The sequence below is a fragment of the Streptomyces sp. NPDC026301 genome (assembly GCF_055567935.1).
Window position 1 is genome coordinate 528568 of sequence record NZ_JBVHPN010000001.1, and the last position, 24148, is coordinate 552715.

Below are 24148 nucleotides of genomic sequence, written 5' to 3' on the forward strand. Positions count from 1 at the left end.
TAGCCCCGCTGCCGGTCCTGTGCGACCTGCCGGCTCGGGTACGCGTTCATCGGCTCACGGTGTCGCCGCCGGGGAAAGGTTGACCGAACAGCCGCAGGAACGCCGCTGCCTTGACCTCCGTCTCCGTCAGCTCCTCCTGGGCGTCGGAGAGTGCAGTGATGGCTCCGCCCACTCCGATCTGCACCCTTCCGTGCTGTGCGACCAGCGTGCGGATCACAATGCTGTGGTCAGCGGCACCGTTCAGCGAGAAGTAACCGATCGCACCGGAGTAGATGCCGCGTGGCCCGCTCTCCAGTTCGTCGATGATGTGCATCGTCCGGATCTTGGGGGCGCCGGTCATGGAGCCGCCGGGGAAGGCCGCGCGGAAGCAGGACATGGCCGTGGCCCCTTCGTCCAGCCTGGCCCGGACGGTGCTCACCAGCTGATGGACGGTGGCGAAACTCTCCACGTCGAACAGCTTGTGCACCCAGACCGCCCCGGGAGCCGCGCACGACCCGAGGTCGTTGCGTACCAGATCCACGATCATCAGGTTCTCGGCGCGCTCCTTCTCGCTGGTCAACAGTTCATCGTGGAGCTGCTGGTCCTCGCGGGGATCGGCGGACCTCGGCCGCGTTCCCTTGATCGGCTTGGACTCCGCCACACCGTCGGCACCCACTTTCAGGAAGCGCTCGGGCGAGGTACTGAGCACCGACAGGTCCCCGAAGCGCAAGAACGCGGAGAACGGAGCGGGGCTGGTCTCCCTCAGAAAGCGATAGCTCTCCCACGGATCGAGGTCAGCGGTACCGGTGAGCATGTTGGTCAGGCAGACTTCATAGGTCTCGCCCGCCCTGATCTGACGCTGTGCGGCATCGATGAGATCGAGGTAACCCTTGGGGTGGTGACGTAGCGTCAGCCCGCTCGCGGTATTGGCGCCGTGCGGGATTCCGACGGGCCGGAGCGGAGTGGCCGGCAGCGTACGCAGCTGCTGCTCCGTCTCGTTCATCCAGCTCTGAGCGGCTTCGGTACCGGACGCGGCACTGGCGGCCGCGCCGACTTCCGCCAGTGCGAGCAGATGCACCTCACCGGAATGATGATCGAAAGCCAGGGCCCGGTCGGCGAAGAGCAGGGCGGCGTCGGGGTGTTCCGAGCGGTGGCTGCACGCACCTCCGCACTCGGCTTTGAGCTCGTAGCCGAGGTATCCCACCCAGCCCAGGGCGAAGTCGAAGGGCAGTTCCGGTGTCTCGACGGCCGGCCCGCGCAGGTCCGTGTCCAGCCACTGGAGGAAGGGCCCTGAGACCGTTGAGGTGGAGGGGCCGCTCTGTACCGTGGTGACGCCCCGCCACACGTCATGTTCCGCCACGCGCGCGAGCGGTCCGGAGGCGTCGCCCATGAAGGAGAAACGGCCGAGGGAGGAGTCGGCGCGACTGCTGTCCAGCCAGAAGGCGGTCCGGCTCGCGCCGTAGAGGTGCGCAAACACCTGTTCAGCCGGCGCCTCGGTGCGGATACGCCGTGCCAGTACCCGGTGGCTGAAGCCGTCGGACGTCGCCACGGGCGAGGACGGGACCGCGCCGGTGTTGCGAGGTGCGCGCCGAGGGAGGCGGGGTCTGCGACGCTGCTCGTGCTCCGTGAGCGTGGTGAAGTTCGCCAGCAGCCGACGGCCGTACTCGGTGCATATCGACTCAGGGTGGAACTGCACGCCCCACTGCGGACGGTGGCGGTGCCGGACGCCCATCAGGGTGCCGTCGCCGGCCCATGCCGTCGCTTCGAGTTCGTCGGGCAGGGACGTCACGGCCAGGGAGTGGTACCGCACCACGTCGAACGGCGTGGGAATCCCGGCGAACAGGTCCCGGCCGTCGTGCGTGACGGCCGAGAGCCGGCCGTGCCGCACCTCGGGAGCCGGGCCCACCGTTCCGCCGTACGCCTGGCACAGCCCCTGGTGCCCCAGGCACACCCCCAGGAGGGGGAGATCGCTGTCCCTGATCACCTCGGCGCAGACACCGAAATCCGTCGGCCGCTCGGGGCTGCCCGGGCCCGGGGAGATCACCACGTTGTCGAACTCCGACAGGTCCGCCATGCGGAAGCCGGAGTCGTCGTTGCGTACGACCTCACACGGTTCGCCGTTCACCTCGCCGATGTACTGCGCGAGATTGTGAGTGAAGGAGTCGTAGTTGTCGATGATCAACGTACGCATGCCGAGCCTTTCACCGATCCTGGTGCCGGGAGACGACCCGTCACAGGTGCTTGCTGAAGGTGTGGACGATATGCCGGGCCTGCTCGGGGTTCAGTCGCGGATCGCACGCCGACCGGTAGCCGCGAGGCCACCGGCCACCGGCCAGCTCTCGCTCGTCGTCAACGCATTCGTCGACGTCTTCGGGCGTCATCTCCAGATGCAGGCCACCGGGGAGCTGCCCCGACCGCGGGTCGCACAGCCACAGCACAGGGGCGCCCCGGCGGGCCACCTCGGAGATCAGCCCCGGCAGCAGGTCGTCCACGTGGGCCGCACCGAGCCGGACGATGAACGTCAGCCGGCCCGTCACCCCATGGGGGTTCAGGCGCCGGGAGAGTTCCGCAGCCTCTGACGGCGCAACGCCCGGACCGAGCTTCACGCCGATGGGGTTCGTCAGAGTGGCCGCGAGGCGAATGTGAGCGCCGTACGGCGAGCGGGTGCGGTCCCCGATCCACAGGAAGTGGCCGCTCGACCCGTATGGCCCTCGTCGCCCCGCCCTGATCAGCGGTTCCTCGTAGTCGAGCAGCAGTGCCTCGTGCGAGCACCACACACGGGGCTGCGACGGGTCGTCGGGCCAGGAGCGCCGGACGGTGTCGAGCACCGTTGCGGCGGCGTCATGAGCCAGCAGCAACCGTGCCGGATCCGCCGTCCGGGCGGTTTCGCGGTACGCCGCAGAGTTGACCGCGTCGCCGCGGTACACGGGGATGCTGCGGCCGTCGGCGAGACGCTCCCTTTCGCTGGAACGGGGTTTGGCGTACTGGCCCGCCAGGCGTCCGACGGGGTGGGTGGGCAGGCCGCTGGTGTACCGGATGGTTGCCGCCAGGGCCAGCAGTTGATCGGTCTTGGCCGATACGACGGACGGAGCGGCGTCGGCGAACCGTTCCGCGCAGTCACCTCCCTGGAGGACCACTGCTTCTCCCCTGCCGGCCTGTCCGAGCGAGGCCGTCAGGTGCCGGCATTCCTCCTCCGTGACCAGCCCGGCTCTGGCGGCGAGCGCACTCCGGACGACGGCCGCCGCCTCGGGCAACGGCCAGTCGGGCTGTTGCGGTGCGCGCCGCACCCCGGATGCTGTCGGAATCGTCGGCATGGCTGCTCAACCAGCCAGTCGGTAGAAGCGGTGGTACATGTCCTCCACGGGCAGCACCTGAGTACCGGCAAATCCTGCTTCCCTCGCGTAGGTGGCCACCGTCGCGGGGCGCATGGCCGTTCCCGTGGCTGCCGACGGCTCCTGGGACCGGCCCACGGGCAGACAGTGCAGCACACTGGCGGCGTACAGGAACCGTTCCACCTCTCCGGCAGGAGCGGTGAAGCGCTCGGCGACTTTCGCGTCCATGACGAGCAGTGGCGCGCCCGGAGCGAGCAGGGAGCGGCAGGAGCGCAGGACGTCGACCGGCCGGGCCATGTCGTGCAGTGCGTCGAAGACGCAGACCAGTTGGTAACGGCCGGGCCGCGGGGAGTCCGCGCAGTCGCGTACCTGGAAGTCGACCCGGTCGGCCACACCGTGTTCCTTGGCGTTGCGGCGGGCGTCGGCCACCGACTGCTCGTCGAGGTCGTAACCGTCGACCTGGATGTCCGGGTACGCGGTGGCCAGCGCGATGCTCGACCAGCCGGCACCGCAGCCGACGTCCGCAACCCGGCCGCCGATCAGAAGACGGTTGTGCACGTCCGGCAGCGCGGTGCGCACCCAATCGGCCAGGTGTCGGGTGAACAGCGCGCGATTGGAGCCCGCGTGCCCGTCCCGGGAGTCCTCGCCGTACGTGGTGTAGGGAATGCCGGCTCCGGTGCGGAAGGCGGTGAGCAGGTCGGGCAGGACGGGGCCGGTGGCTCCCATCGGGAGGACCGCGATGGGCGCCACCATGTAGGGGCTGTCCGGCGCGAGCAGCACCTCGGCGTGGCCAGGGGGAAGGGAGTAGCGGCGTTCCGCCGCGGGGCGGCCGGCGTCGTCGACGGTGAGGATTCCGGCGGCCGTCTGCTGCTCCAGCCACTCACGGGTGTAACGCTCGTCGGTGTCAGCGCGTTCGGCGAGTTCCGCCGAGGCCGCGGGCCCGTCCGTCAGGGCGTGGTACAGGCCGAGCTTCAGGCCGAGGTAGCAGGTGAACAGCTCCTGGGCGGCGACCGCCGAGGTGAAGAGGCGGATGGCGAACCCTCGCGCCGCGTTCTCCCGTTCCTGTTCCGGGTTCATCGCGCGAGCCCCCTTCCCCCGTGCAGTGGAGCCGGGTCCCGGCCGGTCACGTCGTCGAGCGCCCCGGTCACCGCGTCCACCACCCGCGCCTCTTGGTCGGCGAGGTAGAAATGGCCGCCGGGAAAGGTCCGCACGGCGAAGGCGCCACTGGTGGTACGGGACCAGGCGAGCGCTTCGGCGTGGGTCATCTCCGGGTCGTCCGCACCGCACAGGACGGTGACCGGGGTACGCAGCGGCGTACCAGGTGTCGGTGCGTACCGTTCGATCAGGCGGTAGTCGGCGCGCAGTGTGGGCAGGAACAGTTCACGCAGCGTGGGGTTGTCCAGGGCCTCGGGTGCGATGCCACCGAGGCGGCGTACGTCCTCGATGAGGCCGGTGTCGCTGCTCTCGTGAAGAGTGCCGGGACGCTGCATGTCCGGTGCGGGATGGCCGGAGACGAACAGGTGGGCGCACGTGGCGAACGGCTCGTCGGCCAGCCGCTGTGCCACCTCGTACGCGATGGCCGCCCCCATGCTGTGCCCGAGCAGGGCCAGCGGCCGGTCCAGGAGGGGACGCAGCGCAGCCGCCACGGCATCCGCCATGACCTCCATGTCGTCGATGTGCGGTTCTGCCGAGCGGTCCTGGCGTCCCGGGTACTGGACCGCGTACAGCTCGATGCCGTCGCCCAGCCGGCGGGGCCAGGTACGGAACGCGCTGGCCGCGCCGCCCGCGTGGGGGAAGCACACCAGGCTGGCCTTGCTGCCCGGAGCGGGCCGGAAACATCGCAGCCAGTCGGCACCGGGGGTGCGGTTCATTGTGTCAGTCACGCCAACCGTCCTTCGGGCCCACGGCCAGAGCGGCCTTCTCCAGGTCGTCCGCCGGGAGTACATCGGGGGCGTCCGACCGCGTGAGCTGCGTCGGGTAACCGAGCCGGGTCGTGAGGTCCTGCCACAGCCGGCAGAGCGTGAGGTAGTACTGCCCTTCCTTGAGCGGGTCGTCCCCGGCCACCGCCGCCCGGCGCAGGGCCCCCAGGGCGGTGCGTACGCCCCCTGGCCAGACCGAGCCGACGATCTCCCGGTAGTCGGGGCCCGTGACCGGGCCGAGCACCGAAGCACTGGGGTAGGTGAGGTGCACGGCATCCGTGTCGAAGAGGCGGACCGTGTGCCAGGCCTCTTCCGGCCCGTGCGGCCGGGGGCTCCACAGCACGGGGCCCTGAGTGTTGACGAGTGTGAGGTGCCCGCCGTCGGTGCCCACCGTGATGCGGTGGAAGAGATGGGTGTAGTTGTCCGGATCGCTCGACTTCATCTGGTTCTGCATGCGCAGTGTCATCGGCACACCGGCGAAGACACCGTTCACGGAGCGGTAGGGGAAGTCCAGCCCCGTGAGCGAGCGCAGCTCGTCCGGGATCGCCGGGATGTCGGCGAATCCCCACGGGCGCGCCCCGCCGAGGGCCCGGCCGAGGATGTCGAAGAGGGTGTAGGCGACCTGGATGGCACAGGTGGCGTCGATGAACTGGGGACGCTGCTTGGTGAACAACTCACGGGCAGCTGCGATGAATCTGCGCACCGGCTCGATGTGCGGGTAGTGGGTGTTGAGCCGGTACTGCACACCGTTCCTGCGGGCGGCCCGCAGGCAGGCGGCGAGCTCGTCGTGGTGCAGCGCGTGTTCCTGGAGCACGTGCATGCCACGGTCCATGAACGCCTGGGCGATCTCGGCCCCCCTGCCCCCCTGCACTCCCGCGCTGATGACCACACAGGCGATGTCCACGTCGTCGGGGACCTGCCGCACGTCGGTGTACAGCGGTACGTCGTAATACCGTGCGCACGCCTTGCTGCGGTCGCTGCCCTGTCCCACGATGCCGACGAGCTCGAAGGGGAAGTCCGGCTCCAGGAACGCCTGGAGGTAGACCCGTCCCCACCGTGTACCGCACACCACGACCTTCGGCCGGCGTCCGGTGTCCAGCGGCCTCACCATGAAAAATCCCTTCCCCGTTCTCTGTCCGCAGCTGTCAGCGGTACGTACGCGGTCACCTGGCCGCTCCGCCGCGCTGTGCGGCGGCCAGGATCTCCTTCGCCGTGGTCCCGACATGTGGGGCTTCCAGGCAGCTGAAGTGGTCGCCGGGCACCTCCGTCACCGTGAGGTCACCGAGACACGTCTCGCGCCAGTAGGCGGTCATGTCCGCCTGCAGCCCCGGCAGGAACTGGAGCGTGCCCCGCGGGTTCAGGAACGTCATGTCGCCGGCGTACAGGTCGGGCCGGTGCGAGGTCGCCGCCGCGAAGCTCTGCCGGAAAACGCCGTAGAGCTCGGTCACCTGCTGGGCCGAACCGATGGGAGAGCCCCGGTCGAGGAGGTGTGCGCTCAACGTGTCCAGCCGTTCCTGGGGGTCGCGTGCGCGCAACGCCTTGAAGCGCTCGGCGACCTCGGCCAGGCCCGGATCGCCGTCGAGGGCGTCGAAGGCCTCTTCGCCGACCGTGCCGGGGGTCGCGGCGAGCACGGTGCGCAGTGCCCGGCCCATCAGCTCCTCGTCCTTGTGGTAACCCATCGCGCCCAGATCGGCCGAGAGAACGCGGCCGAAGGCGTACTCGTAGAGCAGCTCGTCCTCGATCCGGTACGGGACGCGGTAGCTGCTCACCACGGTGAGGGAGGCAACGTCGGCGCCGGCTTCGGTGAGCCGGCCGGCCATCTCGGTCGCCAGCAGGCCGCCGAGGCAGTACCCGACGACGTGGAACCGCCGGTGGCCCTGGGCGAGCAGTTCTTCGGCGTAGTCGCCGGCGAGCCGTGAGATGAGGTGCTCGGCGTCCAGGGCCAGGTAGCCGCGCATGTCGTTGACGGCGAGACCGGCGAGCGGGCCGTGCTCGGCCAGTTCCCTGGCCAGCTTCCGGTACGGCGCCATCGTCCCGATGCCTTCGTGCACCAGCACCCGCAAGGGTCCCTCGGACTCGTCGTTGAGCGGAACGAGGGGCGAGAGCGCGGGAGCGCTGCCGGCGGCCTGTTCGGCGGGCCGGTACTGCCGGATGTAGTCGGCGAGTTCGGCGACGGTCGGCTGGTTGAGCAGCCGCCGCAGCAGACCGTCGAAGTAGAGCTCGGCGCATTCGGGGACCTGTTCGCGAATGCGGCCGACGAACTGGGCGACCAGCAGCGAGTCACCGCCGAGGTCGAAGAAGTTCTGCCGCCGGCCCACGGACGGCACACCGAGGACGTCGGCGGCGAGGGCCGCCAGTGTCTCTTCGAGGGCGTCGGTGACTTCTTCGTGCACCACGCTGTCCTCGGACCGTGTGGTGCACCGCAGCCGCTCCCGGAGCGCCTTGCGGTCGACCTTTCCGTTGTCGGTGAGCGGCAGCGCGTCGAGGACCTCGATCTCCGCGGGGATCATGTGCTCGGGCAGGCGCCGCCGGAGGTGCTCGGTCAGCGCCGGGCCGTGGACGCGCGCGTGCTCGGGCCGCAGCCGTACCGCGAAGACGTGCTGTCCCATACCGGAGAGTGCGTCGTCCTCCTCCGGCAGGCAGACGACCGCGTCGGCGCCCAGCCCGGCTGTCAGGTCCAGCCACTGCCGCCGGGTGACGAACGTGGTGTCCTGCTCCGCACGGAAGTCCTTGAACTCCTCCATCATGAACGCCTGCGAGACGCTGATCTCCAGGTGCTCGCGGGTCGCCTCGATGAAAATCAGCCAGCCGCCCGGTACGAGGAGTTCCTTGAGGTGGCGCAGCGTGCGTTCGGTGTGCCGGGCGTTGTTCAGCACTCCGCCGCACAGCACCACGTCGTAGGAGTTCGCGGCGAGACCCTGGGGCCGGTAGTCCGCGTTGAGGTCGTAGAGCTGGTACTCCATGTTCGTACGGTCGGCGAAGCGGGCGCGGGCTCCCTGCAGGAAGTACTGCGAGACGTCGGTGAAGGTGTAGTGGACGTCGTAGGGCGCCAGGGCGTCCACGGCATGCCGGGTGGTGCTGGCGATGCCGCCGCCGACCTCCAGCACGCGCAACGGCCCGTCGGCGGCCGTACGGGCCTCGGCGATGCAGCGCAGGGCCTGTGCCGCGATGCGGTTGTTGTGTTCGGCCGCCACGTTGTGGCTGTAGGTCGCCTCGGCGACGTCCTGGCGCCCTTCGGGGAAGAACATCCGGGAGGGGTTGGCCTCGCCGCGCAGCAGTGCCCGGAGGCTCTCCGCGCTGCCCCGGAAGTACGCCATGAGGGCGGTGGGGCAGATCCGTTCGGTCCGGGCCGCCTCGGCGCGTTCCCAGGCCCGGGTGCGGTCCGCGACATCGGCCGGCCGCAGGCCGTGGTGGCGTCCGTCGTCGTCGCGGCGCACCATTCCGGCTGCCGCCAGTTCGCGGAGCCAGCGCCGTACGAGGGAATGGTGTTCGGGCAGCGCGCCGAGCGCGGTGGCGAGGTCCGCTGCCGTCGCCGCACCACCGTCCGCGAACAGGCCGGTCTTGCCGAGCGTCTGGGCCATGGAGGTCAGCAGGGCGGCGTCCAGCTCACGGACGAAGTCGGCGATGCCCTCGCCGTCGATGTCGCCTTCGAGGTCGGCGCGGACCGCAGCCGCGGCGGTGGTCAGGGCGCGTACCACGTCGTCGGCGGGCTCGGGGTCCGTGTCGAGTGTCTTGCCTGTGACGAACGCGCACAGCTTCCGGTCGGCAGCACTCTCCCCCGTGACGACGGCGGCGGCCGCTCCGACCGAGGGGGCGGAGCACAGTCCTTCCTCGACCTCGGCCAGCTCGATCCGGTGCCCTCTGATCTTGACCTGGGCGTCCTCGCGGCCCAGGAATTCGATCGTGCCGTCCGGCAGGTAGCGCCCGAGGTCACCGGTGCGGTACAGCCGCTCGCCGGTGGCGGGGTGCCGGATGAACTTGGCGGCGGTGAGCGCGTCGTCGCCGAGGTATCCCTGGGCCACGCCCGCGCCGCCGATGTACAGCTCGCCCGCGACCAGTTCGGGGCGGTCGCGCAGGTCCTGGTCGAGGACGGCGAAAGTCTGGTTGGCCAGCGGGGTGCCGTACGGAATGCTGCGCAGGTCCTCCGCCACATCGTCCAGTGGGTGGTGGATCGACCAGATCGCGGCTTCGGTCGCTCCGCCGAGGCTCACAGCCCTGAGCCCGGGGAGCAGTTCGGCCAGCTCTCCCGGGAGCGTCACGGGTATCCAGTCCCCGGACAGCAGCGCCAGCCGCAGTGCGGAGAGCGCCCCGGCGGGTATGCGGTCGCGTTCCGCGTTGAGGTAGTGCGCGAGCATCTGCATCTGGGCCGGTACGGAGTTCCAGAGGGTCACGCCGTGGTCGGCGGCGGTGCGAGCCCAGTGGGAGGGGTCGGACCGGCCTTCGTGTCCGGGCAGCACAAGGGCGCCACCGACGGACAGCGGGCCGAAGACGTCGTAAACGGACAGATCGAAGCCCAGGTTGGCGAGTCCCAGGACGCGGTCGTCCGCGGTGACGGCGAACCGCCGGTTGATGTCCTCGATGGTGTTCAGGGCACTGCGGTGGCTGATCATCACCCCCTTGGGCCGCCCTGTGGAGCCCGAGGTGTAGATGACGTACGCAAGGTCGTCGGGGGCGGCCGACGGTTCGTCGGGGGTGGGGGCCGTGGTGACGGGGGCCAGGGTGTCGACGGGGACACGAGGGATGCTGGTGCCGTGAGCGGCGTCGGCCAGCCAGGACTGGGTGAGGACGCAGCGGACGGCTGCGTCCTGGAGTATCCGGTCGCGCCGCAGCTCCGGCTGGAGGGAGTCGACCGGCAGGTACGCGCGGCCGGCGAGGAGGATGCCGAGGACGGCCGCGGGCTGTTCCCAGCCCTTGTCCATCACCACGGCGACGAGTTCGCCGGGGTCGGTGCGGTCCCGCACCGCCTCGGCCACGGCCCGGGCGTGGTCCAGCAGCTCCCGGTAGGTCAGGGTGCGGCGGTCGCTGATGACGGCGGGCCGTTCGGGGGTGCGCCCGGCCTGGCGGACGAACTCCTCGTGCAACAGCCCCTCGGGGAGCGGGGCGGCCGTGTCGTTCACCGCTCGGCGGCGGTCACGCTGGTCGGCCGGCAGGGGTACGGGGGCGAGTTCGCGCCACGCTTCGTCGCCTTCGGCGAGGCGCAGCAGCAGGGTGCGATAGGCGTCGAACATGGCATCCAGGACGCGCTCCGGTACCACGCCTTCCCGTACGTCCCAGTTCGTGGCGAGGCCGCCGCGCCGCTCGATGTTCTGGCAGTCGATCCAGACCTGCGGTGTCTGGCTGATGCCGTGGCCGAGCTGTCCCCAGGCCTCCTCGCCGAGGCCGTCATCGGTACCGCCGACACCGATGGCGCTGGTGAAGACGACGGGCATCAGGGCGGCCTCCTGGCCGCGCCGCCGGGACAGCTCACGCATGACCTCGACGCCTGAGCACAGGCGGTGGTCCAGGTCCTCCCAGAGCCGGCCCTGGAGCGTGCTAGCCCGCTCGGCGAGCGGGACCCCGTGGTCCTGAGTGACCTCAAGCAGGTCGACGGAGGTGAAGTCACCGATGAGGCGAGGGACGTCGGGGTGCAGGGGCAGGCGGTTCAGCAGGGTGAGGTTCAGGGTGAACCGCGGGTGTCTGCTCCACGCGCCGATCACCTCGGTGTACGCGGCGAGCACGGCGGTCGACGCGGTGACGCCGTGCCGGCCCGCGCGTTCCCGCAGTGCGGACCATTGCGGCGGGGTGAGGCCGAAGGCGTACCGGCGGAAGTGGGGTTGCCCCTCGGCCCCGGCGTCCCGCTCCATCGGAAGCTCGGGGGCGGGCGGCAGTTCGTCGATCCGCTGCCACCAGTAGGCCCGGTCCTCCTCGTAGCGGGGACCTGTACGCAGTTCGCGCTCGGCGCGGAGGTAGTCGCGGAACTGGATGGTCAGCTCCGGCAGTTCGGCGTCGGGACACTCGTACAGCTGGCGGAGTTCGTCCAGCAGAAGCTGGATGCTGAGGAAGTCGGCGATGAGGAAGTCGACGGAGAAGTGCAGGATGTCCTTGCCGGGGCCGCGGGTCACTCGGAGGTCGAAGAGGGGCCACACCGTGCTGTCGTAGACCCGGTGGCCCATCTCCTCCCGTATCTCCTCCCTCCGGGCCGCGCGTTCTTCCGGGCTGTCCGAGGCCAGGTTCTCGACGGCGACGCGGTAGGCGGGCCGGGTCGGCGCCACCTGCTGAGTGCCGTCGTCGGCGACGGTGGCACGCAGCATGTCGTGCCGTTCGATCATCTTCTGCCAGGCGGCTTCCAGACGTGCCGGGTCGAGCGCGTCGAACTCCAGCTCACCGTAACCGTGGCAGGAGACTCCGCCATAGGCGAAGACGTCCCGGCGGCCGAGCAGGTATGCGGACTGCATGTCCGTGAGAGGGAAGGGGTCGTGACGGCTCTCCGGGTCCGGCTCGGCCGTCCGCCCGTCGGCGGTCCGGCGCAGCCGTTCAAGGACCTCGGATTTGCGACGCCGGAGCTCCTCGCGCAGCTCTTGGGTCAGGGCTCCGGCCGGCGACCGGTAATGCAGTCCGCCGTCCTCTTCCCAAAGCTGAATGCCCCGTCGTTCGAGTTCAGCGATGAGCAGTTCAGCAGCATTCATCCGAAGTCCTCCTGAAAGAGGGGCCGGCACGCAAAAGAACGCGCTCCCCCGTCGACAACCAACTGCGGACACCGGTCATACGCCTGGTCAAAGACGTCGGCACGCAGCAGAAACGTCGTACGCCACCTACTGATCAATCCGGACGGCCTAGAAGCTAACACCCGGTCAACTTCGGCCACAACCCTCTTCCGTGGTAGAGCGGCACCTGGTTTGATTACGCGTATACATGATCCGCTACGAGGAGACGAGGAACGCGCCGATGACGGAAAGCCCGACGACTGACCATCGCGAGGCGGCAGCGCAACCAGAACGCTGGACACAGGCTCAGAAACGGCTGCTGATCGTCGTCGCGGCCGCAGCGGGAATCTCCGGAATCGACACCACCATCGTCAATGTGGCGCTGCCGCACATCGGGACCGACCTGACGATCTCCCTGGCCGGACTCCAGTGGGTCGTGGACGCCTACAGCCTGCTGTACGGGGCCTTCCTGCTGACCGCCGGCGTACTGGCCGACCGCTGGGGGCACCGCCGGATGTTCGTCCTCGGCGTGCTCGCGTTCGCACTGACCTCCACGGTGATCGCCGTTTCGCAAGGGTCGGAAGTGCTGATCGCGGCGCGCGCCGCGCAGGGGGTCTCGGCGGCCGCCCTGACCTCCGCGGGACTGGCCCAGCTGACCGCCGGCTTCCCCGGCCGGGCCAGGGCCCGCGCACTGGGCCTCTACACCACCGTGGCGTCCTTGTCGTTCGTCGTCGGCCCGCTGCTGGGCGGAGTGCTCGTCGACTCGGCCGGATGGCGCTGGGCGTTCCTGATCAACCTGCCGCTGTGTCTGGCGGTCGTGGCCGGCTCCCGCGGCCTGCCCGGCGGCCACCGGTCCGCCGACCGGCCGCTGGACCCCGCCGGCCTGCTCCTCTCCGCCGCCGGCCTGATCGCGGTGACGTACGCGGTGATCGCGGCACCGGAACACGGCTGGGCCGGCACGACGACCCTCGGCTGCCTCGTCGCCGGCCTCCTTCTCCTCGCGCTGTTCGTCGTGGCCGAGCGGCGTGGCCGTCACCCCCTGCTCGACCTGAGCCTCCTGCGCGCCCCCGCCTACAGCGGCGCGCTGCTCACCCTCTTCACCATCGTGGCGTCGTTCTTCGGCCTCATGATGTTCCTGGCCATCTGGTTCCAGCAGGTGCGGGGCTACTCCGCATTGCAGGCGGGGGCCGCCCTGCTCCCCATCATCCTGCCGTTCATGGTGACGGCTCCCATGGGCGCCAAGCTGCTGAAGAAGTTCGGTACGGCGACCGTGACGGCGGTCGGCAGCGCCGTCACGGCCGTCGGCCTGCTCCCCCTGACCATGCTGAACACGGACAGCAGCTGGCTGCACCTCGCGCCGGCCCTGGTGGTCCTGGGCGCGGGTGGCGGAGTCGTCCAGGCCCCCGTCATGGCCGCGGCCCTCGGCGCGGTCCCCGTCGAGCGCGCGGGGCTGGCCAGCGGCCTCGCCAACAGCGTGCGCCCGCTGGGCATCGTGGTGGGCGTCGCGGCGCTCGGCACCGTCCTGGCCACGCAGGTCCGCAGCGCCCTGGAGGGGCCGCTCTCGGCGGCGCACGTCGGTACCGGCCGCGCCGAGGGAATCATCCACGCCGTCTCGGCGGGGCGCCTGGAGACCGTGCCCGGCGTCCCGTTCCGCGCTCTGCAGGACGCCTTCACCCATGGCCTGACCGCAGTGGCCTGGGGAAGCGTGGTACTCGCCGGGTGCTCGGCCGTGATCGCCGCGTGCACCCTCCGCACCGGGCCCGCCGCCCGCCCCGCGGGTGCCCCGGCGCCCCAGGAGGGCTGACTCGCCCCCATGACGAGAGGGGCCTCGGGTTCGCGGACCCGAGGCCCCTCTCGTGCGTGCCGGCGCACCGTCAGGGTTTCGGCGTGAATCCCAGCTGCTCCATGAACTGGAGACCGTCGGAACTCACCCAATACTCGGTGAACTTTCCGTCACGGCAGCGGAAGATATCCATACCCGCGAAGGAAACCTCGGTTCCCACGACGGCCGACGAACCGGGAAGTTCACCGTTGTACTTTCCCCGGAAAATCCACCTGCCGGACACCAGGTCGTTTTCCGCGAGCGGGCCGACGACGACGTCGACGTGCACCTCGGAAAAGAGCGAGACCCCGCGGCGGACCATTTCGGCCAGCTGAACGGGGCCGGACACGTCCTCGCCCGGCCAGTGGGCAACAAAGTCCGGCGCCGCGAGCTGCTCCGCGAGATCGTCCATCTTCTCCGGATCGGCATGCCAGAGCTCGTCGATCCATTTCCTGTAGAGCGACCTGTTCTGCTCCGCACTCATGCGCGTCTCCTCATACACCCGACGTTCGTGTACACGTACACATACTGTACCCCGCCCCATCAGATGCTGCCCTCGTCCATCGGCTCCGAAGCCGACGGGCGTCGGGACACGATCAGCTCGGCGAGCTGCCGCACGGTCGGTGCCGCGAGGAATTCGCGCAATGTCACCACCACGCCGGAGGACTTGCGGACGGACTCGGCGAGTCGGGTCGCGAGCAGGCTGTCCCCGCCGAGGACAAAGAAGCTCTGATCCCGGCCCAGCCGGTCGACGCCCAGCAGCTCCCGCCACTCCGCCGCGAGGGCGAGCTCCGTCTCTCCCCTCGGTGCTTCGAGGGTCTGCTCCTGCGGGCGCGCGCCGCGCAGCTGCCGGACGACCTCGGCACGGTCGACCTTGCCGTTCGCGGTCAGGGGGAGCGCCGCCACCTCGACCAGCAGCTCGGGGATCATGTAACCCGGCAGCCGGTCCGCGAGCCAGGTACGCCACGCATCCGGGGCCGGACCGCCGGCAGGCCCCGGTCGGCCCGACTCGGGCACCACCATCGCGGCGAGCCCGGTCGCCGGCTCCCCGACGGTCGCCACCACGCACTGGGCGATGTCCGGGTGAGCGGTGAGTGCGGTCTCCACCTCGCCCAGTTCGATGCGGTGCCCGCGCACCTTCACCTGATGATCAGCGCGCCCCAAGAACTCCAGCGTGCCATCCGGCCAGTACCGCCCCAGATCCCCGGTCCGGTACCACCGCACCCCCTCGCACTCCACGAACTGCCGCGCCGTCCGCTCGGCATCACCGCAATACCCCAGCGCGACCCCCGCACCACCGATCCACAACTCACCCGGCACCCAGTCAGGACAGTCCCGCCCCAGCTCATCCACCACCCGGAAGCGCTGGTTGGTGAGGGGCCTGCCGTACGGAACGGCGGACCAGCCAGGGTCGACCCGGTCGACCTCGAAGAAGTTCGACCACACCGCGGCTTCCGTGGCTCCACCGAGCGCGACGAGGCGGCAGCCGGGAGCCTCCCGCGCGAGCCGGCCGCGCAGGTCGAGGCCGACCCAGTCACCGGAGACCAACGCCACGTCCAGGGAGATCAGGGGCGGGCCGTCGTCCGCAGCGACGAGCAGCATGTCCAGCAGCGCGGGCACGGTGTTCCAGACCGTGACGTCCCGGCGTCGTACCAGTTCCGCCCAGCGCCGGGCCTCCCTGCGTTCGCCCTCCTCGATGAGGACGAGGGCGCCGCCGGCCGACAGCAGCCCGAAGATGTCGTACACCGACAGGTCGAAGTCCAGCGCCGACACCGCCAGCACCCGGTCCTCCGGACCCACCGCGAACCGCGCGTTCACATCCTCCAACGTGTTCACCGCCGCCGCATGACTGACCATCACCCCCTTCGGCTCCCCCGTCGAACCCGACGTGAAGATGATGTACGCCAACTCCTCCGCGTCCACCGCCACCGGCTCCGCCAACGGCTCCGCACCCCACGCCTCGTCCAGCACCGCCTCGGTGAGCACGACGGAGACTTCCGCCCGGGCGAGGATGCGCTCCGCGCGGCGCTCCGGCTGGTCCACCCCGATCGGGACGTACACGCCACCGGCCGCGAGGACCCCCATGACAGCCGCGATCTGGCCGGGGCCCTTCGGCAGGCGGATCGCCACCGCGTCGCCCGGCCGGACACCGGACGCGGTCAGATGGCCTGCCACCCGCAGCGCCCGCTCCGCGAGCCGGCCGTAGGACCAGATCGTGCCGTCACCGCAGATCAGTGCGGGTGCCTCGGGATCGGTCCCGGCGCGTGCGAAGAAAGCCTGGTGCAGCGGTGCCCGCCGTACCTCGGCGGTGGTCGCGTTGGCCTCGGCCCGGACGCTGCGCTGGGCTGCGGGCAGCGCGTCCGGCAGCGGCCGGGTCCAGTCCACGTCGGCGAGGGAGAGCACCAGCTCACGGTGGGCGTCGAACATCGCGTCCAGCACGCCCTCCGCGAACAGTTCCTCCACGGCGTCCCAGTTGAAGCGGACGCCGCCCGCGAAGTCCATGACCTGGTAGTCCAACCACACCTGCGGCGTCTGGGAGAGGCCCCAGACCTGCTCCGCGAACGGCGGCGCCGCCAGCTCCGCGCCCACACCGAGCGCACTGGTGAACACCACCGGCATCGCCCCCGTGGCCCGGTCGTCCGACCGCGCCATGTCCCGCAGCACCTCGATCGCCGAGACCGTACCGTGGTCGAGGTCCTCCCAGAGGCCGTCCTGGAACCTCCGGGCACGCTCCAGGAGCGACTCACCGCGTCGCGGCCGGTACCCGGCCAACAGCAGTGAGGTGAAGTCACCGACGACGGACCGGATCTCCGGGTGCACCTCCTGCCTGTCGAAGAGGGTGAGATTCAAGGTCACGTCCGCCCGGCTGGACCACCGGCCCAGCACCTCGGCGTAGCAGGTCGCCAACAGGGCCGCCGGCGTCAGGCCGTGGGCGCGCGCCTTGTCGCGGATCTTCTCCCACTGCTCCGGGGGGACGACGGCCTCGCGCCGTGTGAAGCGCGGCGCTGTGACCAGCTCGGGGTCGGTGCGCAGCGGAAGCTCGGGCGCGGGCGGCAGCTGGGCGGCGCGCTCGCGCCAGTACTGCCGGTCGGCCTCGCGGCGCTCCGGGTCCGGCCGGACGTTCAGCAGGTAGTCCCGGAACGACAGGGTCAGCGGCGCCGGCTCGGCGCCCGGGTCCCGGTAGCGGGTCCCCAGCTCCGAGAAGACGATCATGATGCTCAGCGCGTCCAGCACGAGCAGGTCGAGGCTGAACGCGATGCGGGTCGGCCCGCCTGCCACCCGGACCGCCCGGATGTCGAAGAGCGGCCAGCGCGTCGAGTCGAGCACCTGGTGGGAGAGGCTGTCGCGCATCCTCGTGAGGGCGGCCTCCCGCTCCCCCGCGGACACGTCGGTGACATCGATGCGGTACTCGGGGACGGCGGGCAGGATGCGCTGCGTTCCGTCCTCGCCGAACACCGCCCGCAGCATCTCGTGTCGTGCCACCACGCGGTTCCAGGCGTCCTCCAGCCGGCGCACGTCGAGGTTGTCGTCCTCGAACTCCCAGTACCAGTGGGACGCCACTCCACCGAGGGCGAAGTCCTCCGTCCTGCCGAACCAGTACGCCCGCTGCACGTCGGTCAGCGGGAACGGCTCGTAACGGCCCTCAAGATCCTCGACGATCGTGGCGGCCGGGGCTTCCGCTGTCGTGTTCGTGCTCAGGGAGGCCGCGAAATCCTTCAGCACCGGACGGGAGAGCAGGGTCCGGAGCTCCACGCCGGACAGGCCCGCGGCACGCAGCCGCCCCGCTGCCCTGGTGGCGAGCAGGCTGTCACCGCCCAGGGCGAAGAAGCCGTCGTCACGCGTGACCCGGTCGACGCCCAGCAGCTCCTTCCAGACCTCGGCCACCTGCTGCTCGGCTCCGGCCCGCGGCGGTTCGCCCGGCGTGCCGCCGGTGCGCGAGGCGTCCAGCAGGGCCGATATCCGCCTGCGGTCGATCTTCCCGTTGGCGTTCAGCGGCAGTTGTTCGAGTACCAGGATCCGCTCGGGGATCATGTACGAGGGGAGGTGTCCGGCGAGCCGGTCGCGCAGCTCGTCCGGGTCCGGTACGCGCCGTGCGGGCTGCACGGCCGCGGCCAGCTGCGGCGAGGTGCCGCCCGTCACCAGGACCACCGCTCGGGCGACATCTGGCTGCTTGTCGAGTGCGGTTTCCACCTCACCCAGCTCGATGCGGTGCCCGCGCACCTTCACCTGATGATCAGCCCGCCCCAAGAACTCCAGCGTGCCATCCGGCCAGTACCGCCCCAGATCCCCGGTCCGGTACCACCGCACCCCCTCACACTCCACGAACTGCCGCGCCGTCCGCTCGGCATCACCGCAATATCCCAGCGCGACCCCCGCACCACCGATCCACAACTCACCCGGCACCCAGTCAGGACAGTCCCGCCCCAGCTCATCCACCACCCGGCAGGTGACATTGGCGAGCGGCGTCCCGTAGGGCACGGAGCGCCAGTGCCCAGGGATGCCGGTCACCTCGCACACCGTGGAGTGGATGGCGGCCTCGGTGGTGCCGCCGAGGCCGGCGAGTCGACTGCCGGGCGCCCACCTTTGCAAGCGGCCCCAGAGGTCCACCGTGACCCAGTCACCGCCGAGCAGGGCGACACGGAGCGGCACGTGCTGTCCGCTCTCCTCCGCCGCGATGAGGAGCATGTCCAGCAGGGCCGGTACGGACTGCCAGACCGTCACCTGCTTGTGCCGCACGAGACCGACCCAGCTCAGGGCATCGCGTCGCTGGTCCTCCGAGACGAGGACGAGGGCGCCGCCGGCCGACAGCAGCCCGAAGATGTCGTACACCGACAAGTCGAAGTCCAGCGCCGACACCGCCAGCACCCGGTCCTCCGGACCCACCGCGAACCGCGCGTTCACATCCTCCAGCGTGTTCACCGCCGCCGCATGACTGACCATCACCCCCTTCGGCTCCCCCGTCGAACCCGACGTGAAGATGATGTACGCCAACTCCTCCGCGTCCACCATCACAGGCTCCGCGAGCGGACCGGCCCGCAGTGCCTCGTCGAGCAGGAGTGGCTCAAGGCCCTCGGGCCAACTCGGGTCCTCGCGCTCGTCCTTGTCGGTCAGGACGGTCCGGACGCCGGCCCGTCGGTAGATCTTCGCTCTGCGGGACGACGGCTGATCGGTCCCGATCGGTACATACGCGGCACCGGCGGCCAGTACGCCCAGGACGGCAGCGACCTGTCCTGGCCCCTTGGGCAGGGTGACGGCCACGGTGTCTCCTGGTACGACACCGCGCGCCCGCAGCGCTCCCGCGACCCGCAGCGCCCGCTCGGCCAGTTCATCGTAGGTCTGCTGCTCGTCGTCTCCCCACAACAGCGCCGGACGGCCGGGCGCCACGGCGGCCTGGTGGAAGAACTCCTCGTGCAGGAGCGAACCACTGCCCGCGGCGCGCGTGTCGTTGCAGACGGCGCGTACGGCACGCTGGTCATCCGGCAGCAGGTCGGGCAGCTGTCGGCCCCAGTCGTCATCGGGGCCGCCGAGCCACTCGATGATCCTGCGGTAGGCGCCGAACATGGCATCCAGAACACCTTCGCCGAACAACTCCTGTTCCGCATCCCAGTTGAGCAGCAGACCACCGTCATGCTCGGTGACCTGGTGGTCCAGCCATACTTGCGGTCCTTGCGAGATCATCCAGGAAGGTGCGCCGAAACATCGGCGCACCTCCTCGCTGAACAGCTCCCCCAAGCTGAGCCCACTGGTGAACACCACTGGCGCATACACCGGATCGCCGTTGTTGGCCCGGGTCAGGTCGCGCAGTACGTCGACGCCGGAATATTCGGTGTGCGCCATGTCGGCCTGCAATCGGCCATGCAGCTGCCGCGCCCGCTCCAGAAAAGTGCCCGCCTCGCTGAGGTCGACTTCGAGCAGCAGAAGATTGGTGAAGTCCCCACTGAGCCGGAAGACATCCGGGTGCACTGCTTCCCTGTCGAACAGCGGTAGGTTCAGCACGAAGTGCTTGCGCGAGCTCCACGCCGCCAGCACTTCGGCGAAAGCGGTGGCGAACACCGTGGAAAGCGTCACGCCGTGCGACCTGGCGCGCGCCGCGAGCCGATCCCGCTCGGGGCCGCTGAGCCAGTGGTGCCGACGGCTCGGTGAACGCCGTGTGAGGCGCTCCGGGTCCACTGCCAGCGGGAGTTCCGGGCCGCCGGGCAGCTCCGGCAGGCGCTCCTGCCAGTACGCCCTGTCCGCCTGGCGGCCTCGCTCGCGGCGACGCGTGCGGTGGGCCAGGTATTGCGGGTAGCTGTAGTCGATGGGCGGCAGCGATGCGTGCGGTGCGTCGTAGAGCGACGCCAGATCGGCCAGAACGATGCGGAAGCTCAGCGCGTCCGCCACGAGCATGTCGACATTGACGTGCACCCGGGTAGCACCGTCCGGGAGCAGTGAGAGCTGGACGTCGAAGACCTCGCCGCGTTCCACCGCCAGGCGTCGGCCCGAAAGCTCCCGGCGCAACCGCGCCAATCGCTCCTCGGCCTCGTCCATGCCGTGTTCCCGCAGGTCATGGATTGTCAGGCCGGGCCAAGCGCTCTGCTCGGCGATCCACTGCCGGCCGTCGTCGGTGAAGTGCGCCCGCAGCATCGCATGGCGCTGCGTGAGAGCACGGACAGCCTGTTCCAGCCGGTCGGGCTGCACGTCGCGGCCGGTGAACTCATTGTAGAAGTGTGCGGCGACGCCACCCAGCACCTGCTCGTCGCCGCGGCCGATCCAGTACGCATGCTGCATCAGGGCCAGATCGAACGGCTCCGTCCCGCTCGGGGCGGCTATCTCCTCCGCCGTCAGGCCCTGCTCCGCGCCGGCCTGCCCAGCTTCTCGCGCCGAGGTCACCGCGTCCCACCAGTCCTTCAGCACCGGGCGCGCGAACAGCTCGCCGAACGTGATACCCGCACCGTCCGCCTGCCACCGGTTGACCAATGTCATGATCATGATGGAGTCGAGCCCGAGCGCGGTGAGGTCGGCGTCGTCACGGACCCTGTCGAGTGGCTCGTCCAGGATCTCCGCGATGTCCTGACGCATCAGCTCCATGGAAAGCGGCTCGCCGCCCCCTCCGTCGCCGAGTTCGACAGCCTGCTCCACCTGCCCTCCCTCTTCGAAGAGAACGGCGGACTCGAACAACGTGGAGGAGCCGAAGAGGCCCCCCGCCGACTCATCCTCCGGGGCCACCACATCTTCCGTGCGGCGTTCCACGTGCAGGACGTCCAACGCTCCGCGTCGGTACAGCTGGAGAGCGTCGTGAGCCATCGGCTCCCCCTCCGGCGAACGCGGCAGGCTCGACGCCCCCACACAGACGATCTCTTCAGGAGGTGACTGGGACTCTTCGGTAAGTGCGGTACGCAGCATGCCGGCCACAGAGACAGGAGGGACATCCGCCGCCCCCTGGGCGCACTCGACGAACACCGTCGGCCCATCGTCGAGAGACTGCTGAATCAAGCAGATCCCGCCGCATCGCGCCTCGGCCAACCGCCGCCCCAGAGCCTCCGCGAGCTCCCGTTCCGTTAGGCGTCCTGTCCCTGACGTAATGCCCCGCTGCGCTTCCACCAGCCTGACCTCATTCAAGTCGGGAGTTTGTTTACTTGTACCCCAACCCTTCAACCCCTGTACAGGGAACGCGAGTTTCACTGCATACCCAGCACCACACCGTGCGCAGTACCCATCCCCGGGAACACCGTCCACTCCCGACCGCTGCGGCCTCACGCTGCGACCAGCCACAACAGAACGGCGACCGACACCACCCTCCGGGAACCGCAAACTCACGCCTCGAAGCTGATGGGCGCAGTCGACTCGACCGCGGCGCCGACCCCGGCGACGGGTTTCTGCGCCGAAGCCCGACATACCGCAGAGGCTGGAAGAACCCCCATCTCGCTCACGCACACCACCCGAAGCCCCGGTCGCACTCAATCACCAGGGACTGGCATCAAGCCTGCGCCGTGAGTACCACGATCTCCCATCCCGACAATTTCCGGCTTCCCCCGGCCGGCGTACCACGCCATGCGAGGGCCCCTCACTTCGCGCAGTGCAGCACCAAGCCGGTTCCTTCGAGGCGGGCGGCCGAAAACTCGAGCCACCCAAGGAGCACCGACGACGAGAAGAGCGGAATGGGCCCTTCGTGATCAAAAGACGGCGATACCGACCAGACACCTATGTGCAGGAGACCGACGTGACCGAGGACATGCTCGCAGGCGCCAAGGGTTCGCCGAATCGGTTCGCAAACCCCACGGCTTGCCTGCTCGCGGACACTGGGTAGGTCACGCCTCACTGCCCCGCGGTCCATGGCCACGCGCCCCTCTCGCCCAACCGGACGCGGGGCCGTCTCTGCAGCGCCCCCCGGATGAGGGCCACTCCCAACGGCCCCGGCCCTTTGGAGAGTTTCCGGGGAGAACGGCCCCCTCTGGGGAGTCCGTGGGGAGTTCCGGCCGCATAGACGCGCACGAACCTGAAAGCCTCCGCAAGAGGCATTGCCGCAGCTCAGCGGGCTGCTAACGGCCAGAACCGCAGGTCAGCGGCGTTGCCCGGGGAAGCACATAACATACGTCCCAAGATCGTCCCCTTCAACGATCCCGGGGAGCGACCCACCCTCCCTCAAGGGAGTCACATAACGAGTCGCAATGACTTCTGTCAGCATTTCCCCAGGCTATACGCCTACCTGGCCTTAGGAATCAAGACGGACCGACAAGTCCCTCCGACCTGGCGATCCGCCCTGAACCCCCTGGGGAATTCCTGGGGAGTTCCTGGGGAGTTTCGGCTGCGGGCGACCACGCCGCCCTCCCCACCACCGAACAGGATGTCGATGGCACCCCGTCCCCTGTTCCCTGCCTCCGGCATGAAGTGCGCGTAGTGGTCCAGCGTGATGGTCGGCGACGAGTCACAAGGCGCCCAAGAGCGGGGCGAAGGCCGCGGGGCCGGCGGCGACGGCCGGGGTGGAGTGGTGTAACACCGACTTCGAGAGCATCCTCGCTACCCGGTTCACCGAGTGCGATGTCAGGTCGGTGCCGATCTATATCCGCATGGACGGCGCGATCCAGGCCACTGCTCGCTGCCTCCGCCCTGGTGGACGCGGCCGACACGCTGAACTGTGACGAGTTCGCGTTCGCCTCCTCCTACAACAGCGGCGGCATGTCGTCCGCTGAGGGCGGCCTGAACCCCACCCTCCTCCCGGGCGGGACCACGCCGACGGGTGCGGCGTGTATTGGCACCTACGCCAAGAAGCACGACAGCATGGTCCACCTGTTCTCCTTGAACGGCACCGACCCCACGTTCAGCGAGGTGTGCGGCCGGTCGGCCATCTTCGGCATGCACAACCAGGAATCCATGGGCAACCACTTCGCGACGTTCATGCGGGACATGCGGATCATGGACAAGGATGCGTACTGACTGGACACGCGGATGGATGACGGCGGCATCTGCACGTACGGCATCGGCGGCGGTCAGCCGGTGCTCTACAAGCTAGCCGCGGAGTAACACCCCTGGCCGCAACGGCATTGGCCCCCACCCTGCAATCAGGGTCGGGGCCAGTCTCGGGTGCGCGGCAGACGGTCAGGCCGGGGCAATGAGGACGCCGGGAAGGTCACCGGCCTTCACGGCGTCCTGGTCGATGGCCACGCCCGTGTAGGCGCCCACTGCGGTGAACACCAGCTCGGGCAGGCGCCCGCCATGCTCCTCGAAGTACGCGACGACTTCGCCCTCACTGGCCTCAGGCATCGACGGGAACACCGCGCCCGCGGCGCTGAGGGAGGCATCGACGGCCGAGCCCTGCCCGGTGTCGGTGCCGAAGTCAGCCCGATACGCGCAGGCATCGGACGCATGGATGATCAGGGCCGGGGGGCTGAAACGGTTGGCGGTCAGGCAGAGGATCTCTTCGCCCTCGCAGGGAAGCATCGACTCGACCTTGCCTTGGTAGCCGGTCGCCCAGGTTGCCATGCCCCAGTCCTCCAGCACGTACGTCCACTCACCGCACGTGCCGTACATGGAGCGGTTGAGGTGGGGGGAGGGCTGGCCCGGCTGCCCTGCCGGTGCGCGCAGCTCCCTGCCCGGGGTGCGCGCGGCTAGCGCGTCGAGGTCGGCGCCCAGGTTGATGAGGAACTCGTCCGTCTCCACGCCTCGGGCCAGGGTCAGCGAGATGCCGCCGAGCATGCCGGGCACGGCCGATGAAGGGGTGTGATGGTGTGCGCCCATCCACGCTATGCCGTCACTCATGCCGGTCAGACTATTGGCCTGGCACTGGCGGTAGTCCGGGTGGTGGCAAGTGCCGGCACAAGCAGTGCGGCCGGTTGTGGTTCTGCGCACCGGCCGCAAGCGCGCCCGCATTGCCCGCTTTCATGACCCCATAAGCAGTTATGCAGGGTGTGAGTGGTGAGGAGTTGCCGTCGAGAA

At 69.8% G+C, this 24148-nt stretch carries 11 protein-coding genes and 3 pseudogenes; 2 read left to right on the forward strand and 12 right to left on the reverse strand.

All coding sequences use genetic code 11. The features are described from left to right. Positions 1–46 precede the first annotated feature (46 nt). The 8 genes and pseudogenes from pabB to ACZ4MH_RS02385 all read right to left on the reverse strand — a co-directional run. A complete protein-coding gene (gene pabB, locus ACZ4MH_RS02350) occupies positions 47–2170 on the reverse strand; it encodes an aminodeoxychorismate synthase component I (protein WP_351586957.1) in 2124 nt (707 codons plus the stop codon). Positions 2171–2210: 40 nt separating this feature from the next. Then, complete coding sequence (locus ACZ4MH_RS02355) at positions 2211–3293, reverse strand: 3-deoxy-7-phosphoheptulonate synthase (protein ID WP_351586959.1); 1083 nt, start codon at positions 3291–3293, stop codon at positions 2211–2213. Positions 3294–3299: 6 nt separating this feature from the next. Further along, a complete protein-coding gene (locus ACZ4MH_RS02360) occupies positions 3300–4388 on the reverse strand; it encodes a class I SAM-dependent methyltransferase (protein WP_351586961.1) in 1089 nt (362 codons plus the stop codon). Next, entirely contained in the window at positions 4385–5194 is an 810-nt protein-coding gene (locus tag ACZ4MH_RS02365; RefSeq protein WP_351586963.1) for a thioesterase II family protein, read from the reverse strand. The genes ACZ4MH_RS02360 and ACZ4MH_RS02365 overlap by 4 nt, the downstream gene beginning before the upstream one ends. Beyond that, the gene (locus ACZ4MH_RS02370; RefSeq protein WP_351586965.1) at positions 5187–6341 is read right to left on the reverse strand and encodes a Gfo/Idh/MocA family oxidoreductase; all 1155 of its coding nucleotides are present in this window, start codon (positions 6339–6341) and stop codon (positions 5187–5189) included. The genes ACZ4MH_RS02365 and ACZ4MH_RS02370 overlap by 8 nt, the downstream gene beginning before the upstream one ends. 52 nt (positions 6342–6393) lie before the next feature. After that, on the reverse strand, positions 6394–8811 hold the full coding sequence (locus tag ACZ4MH_RS02375; RefSeq protein ID WP_467753907.1) for a thioesterase domain-containing protein: 2418 nt from the start codon (positions 8809–8811) through the stop codon (positions 6394–6396). Between the two features lie 270 nt (positions 8812–9081). Then, positions 9082–10701 (reverse strand): annotated as a pseudogene (locus ACZ4MH_RS02380) (amino acid adenylation domain-containing protein); the annotation flags it as partial. Continuing rightward, positions 10690–11895, reverse strand: a pseudogene (locus tag ACZ4MH_RS02385) (condensation domain-containing protein); the annotation flags it as partial. The pseudogenes ACZ4MH_RS02385 and ACZ4MH_RS02380, both read right to left, overlap by 12 nt. A 259-nt stretch (positions 11896–12154) precedes the next feature. Here ACZ4MH_RS02385 and ACZ4MH_RS02390 point away from each other — a divergent pair. Continuing rightward, positions 12155–13717, forward strand: coding sequence for an MFS transporter (locus tag ACZ4MH_RS02390; RefSeq protein WP_351586969.1), 1563 nt, complete (start codon positions 12155–12157; stop codon positions 13715–13717). A 70-nt stretch (positions 13718–13787) separates the two neighbouring features. Here the strand turns inward: ACZ4MH_RS02390 and ACZ4MH_RS02395 are convergent, their stop codons facing one another. From ACZ4MH_RS02395 to ACZ4MH_RS02405, 3 genes and pseudogenes are all read right to left on the reverse strand, one after another. After that, complete coding sequence (locus ACZ4MH_RS02395; protein ID WP_351586971.1) at positions 13788–14219, reverse strand: ester cyclase; 432 nt, start codon at positions 14217–14219, stop codon at positions 13788–13790. Between the two features lie 59 nt (positions 14220–14278). Further along, positions 14279–21019: an amino acid adenylation domain-containing protein gene (locus ACZ4MH_RS02400; protein WP_351586973.1), complete on the reverse strand. Its 6741-nt coding sequence runs from the start codon at positions 21017–21019 to the stop codon at positions 14279–14281. Positions 21020–22286: 1267 nt separating this feature from the next. Next, a pseudogene (locus ACZ4MH_RS02405) lies at positions 22287–22400 on the reverse strand (HipA family kinase); the annotation flags it as partial. 425 nt (positions 22401–22825) lie between these two features. On the opposite strand from ACZ4MH_RS02405, the gene ACZ4MH_RS02410 reads away from it, so the two are divergent. Continuing rightward, positions 22826–23149 carry a hypothetical protein gene (locus tag ACZ4MH_RS02410; protein ID WP_351586975.1) on the forward strand — a complete coding sequence of 108 codons (324 nt, stop codon included), beginning with the start codon at positions 22826–22828 and terminating at the stop codon, positions 23147–23149. Positions 23150–23311: 162 nt separating this feature from the next. On the opposite strand, the gene ACZ4MH_RS02415 is transcribed toward ACZ4MH_RS02410, so the two are convergent. Further along, positions 23312–23971 (reverse strand): hypothetical protein, encoded by a 660-nt coding sequence (locus ACZ4MH_RS02415; protein ID WP_351586977.1) that lies wholly within the window; start codon positions 23969–23971, stop codon positions 23312–23314. Positions 23972–24148: the final 177 nt, after the last annotated feature.

Coding starts and splice junctions, on each gene's coding strand:
- ACZ4MH_RS02395 (WP_351586971.1), bottom strand. CDS start 14,219: ATGAGTGCGGAGCAGAACAGGTCGCTCTACAGGAAATGGATCGACGAG.
- ACZ4MH_RS02360 (WP_351586961.1), bottom strand. CDS start 4,388: ATGAACCCGGAACAGGAACGGGAGAACGCGGCGCGAGGGTTCGCCATC.
- ACZ4MH_RS02370 (WP_351586965.1), bottom strand. CDS start 6,341: ATGGTGAGGCCGCTGGACACCGGACGCCGGCCGAAGGTCGTGGTGTGC.
- ACZ4MH_RS02355 (WP_351586959.1), bottom strand. CDS start 3,293: ATGCCGACGATTCCGACAGCATCCGGGGTGCGGCGCGCACCGCAACAG.
- ACZ4MH_RS02390 (WP_351586969.1), top strand. CDS start 12,155: ATGACGGAAAGCCCGACGACTGACCATCGCGAGGCGGCAGCGCAACCA.
- pabB (WP_351586957.1), bottom strand. CDS start 2,170: ATGCGTACGTTGATCATCGACAACTACGACTCCTTCACTCACAATCTC.
- ACZ4MH_RS02415 (WP_351586977.1), bottom strand. CDS start 23,971: ATGAGTGACGGCATAGCGTGGATGGGCGCACACCATCACACCCCTTCA.
- ACZ4MH_RS02375 (WP_467753907.1), bottom strand. CDS start 8,811: ATGGCCCAGACGCTCGGCAAGACCGGCCTGTTCGCGGACGGTGGTGCG.
- ACZ4MH_RS02400 (WP_351586973.1), bottom strand. CDS start 21,019: ATGGCTCACGACGCTCTCCAGCTGTACCGACGCGGAGCGTTGGACGTC.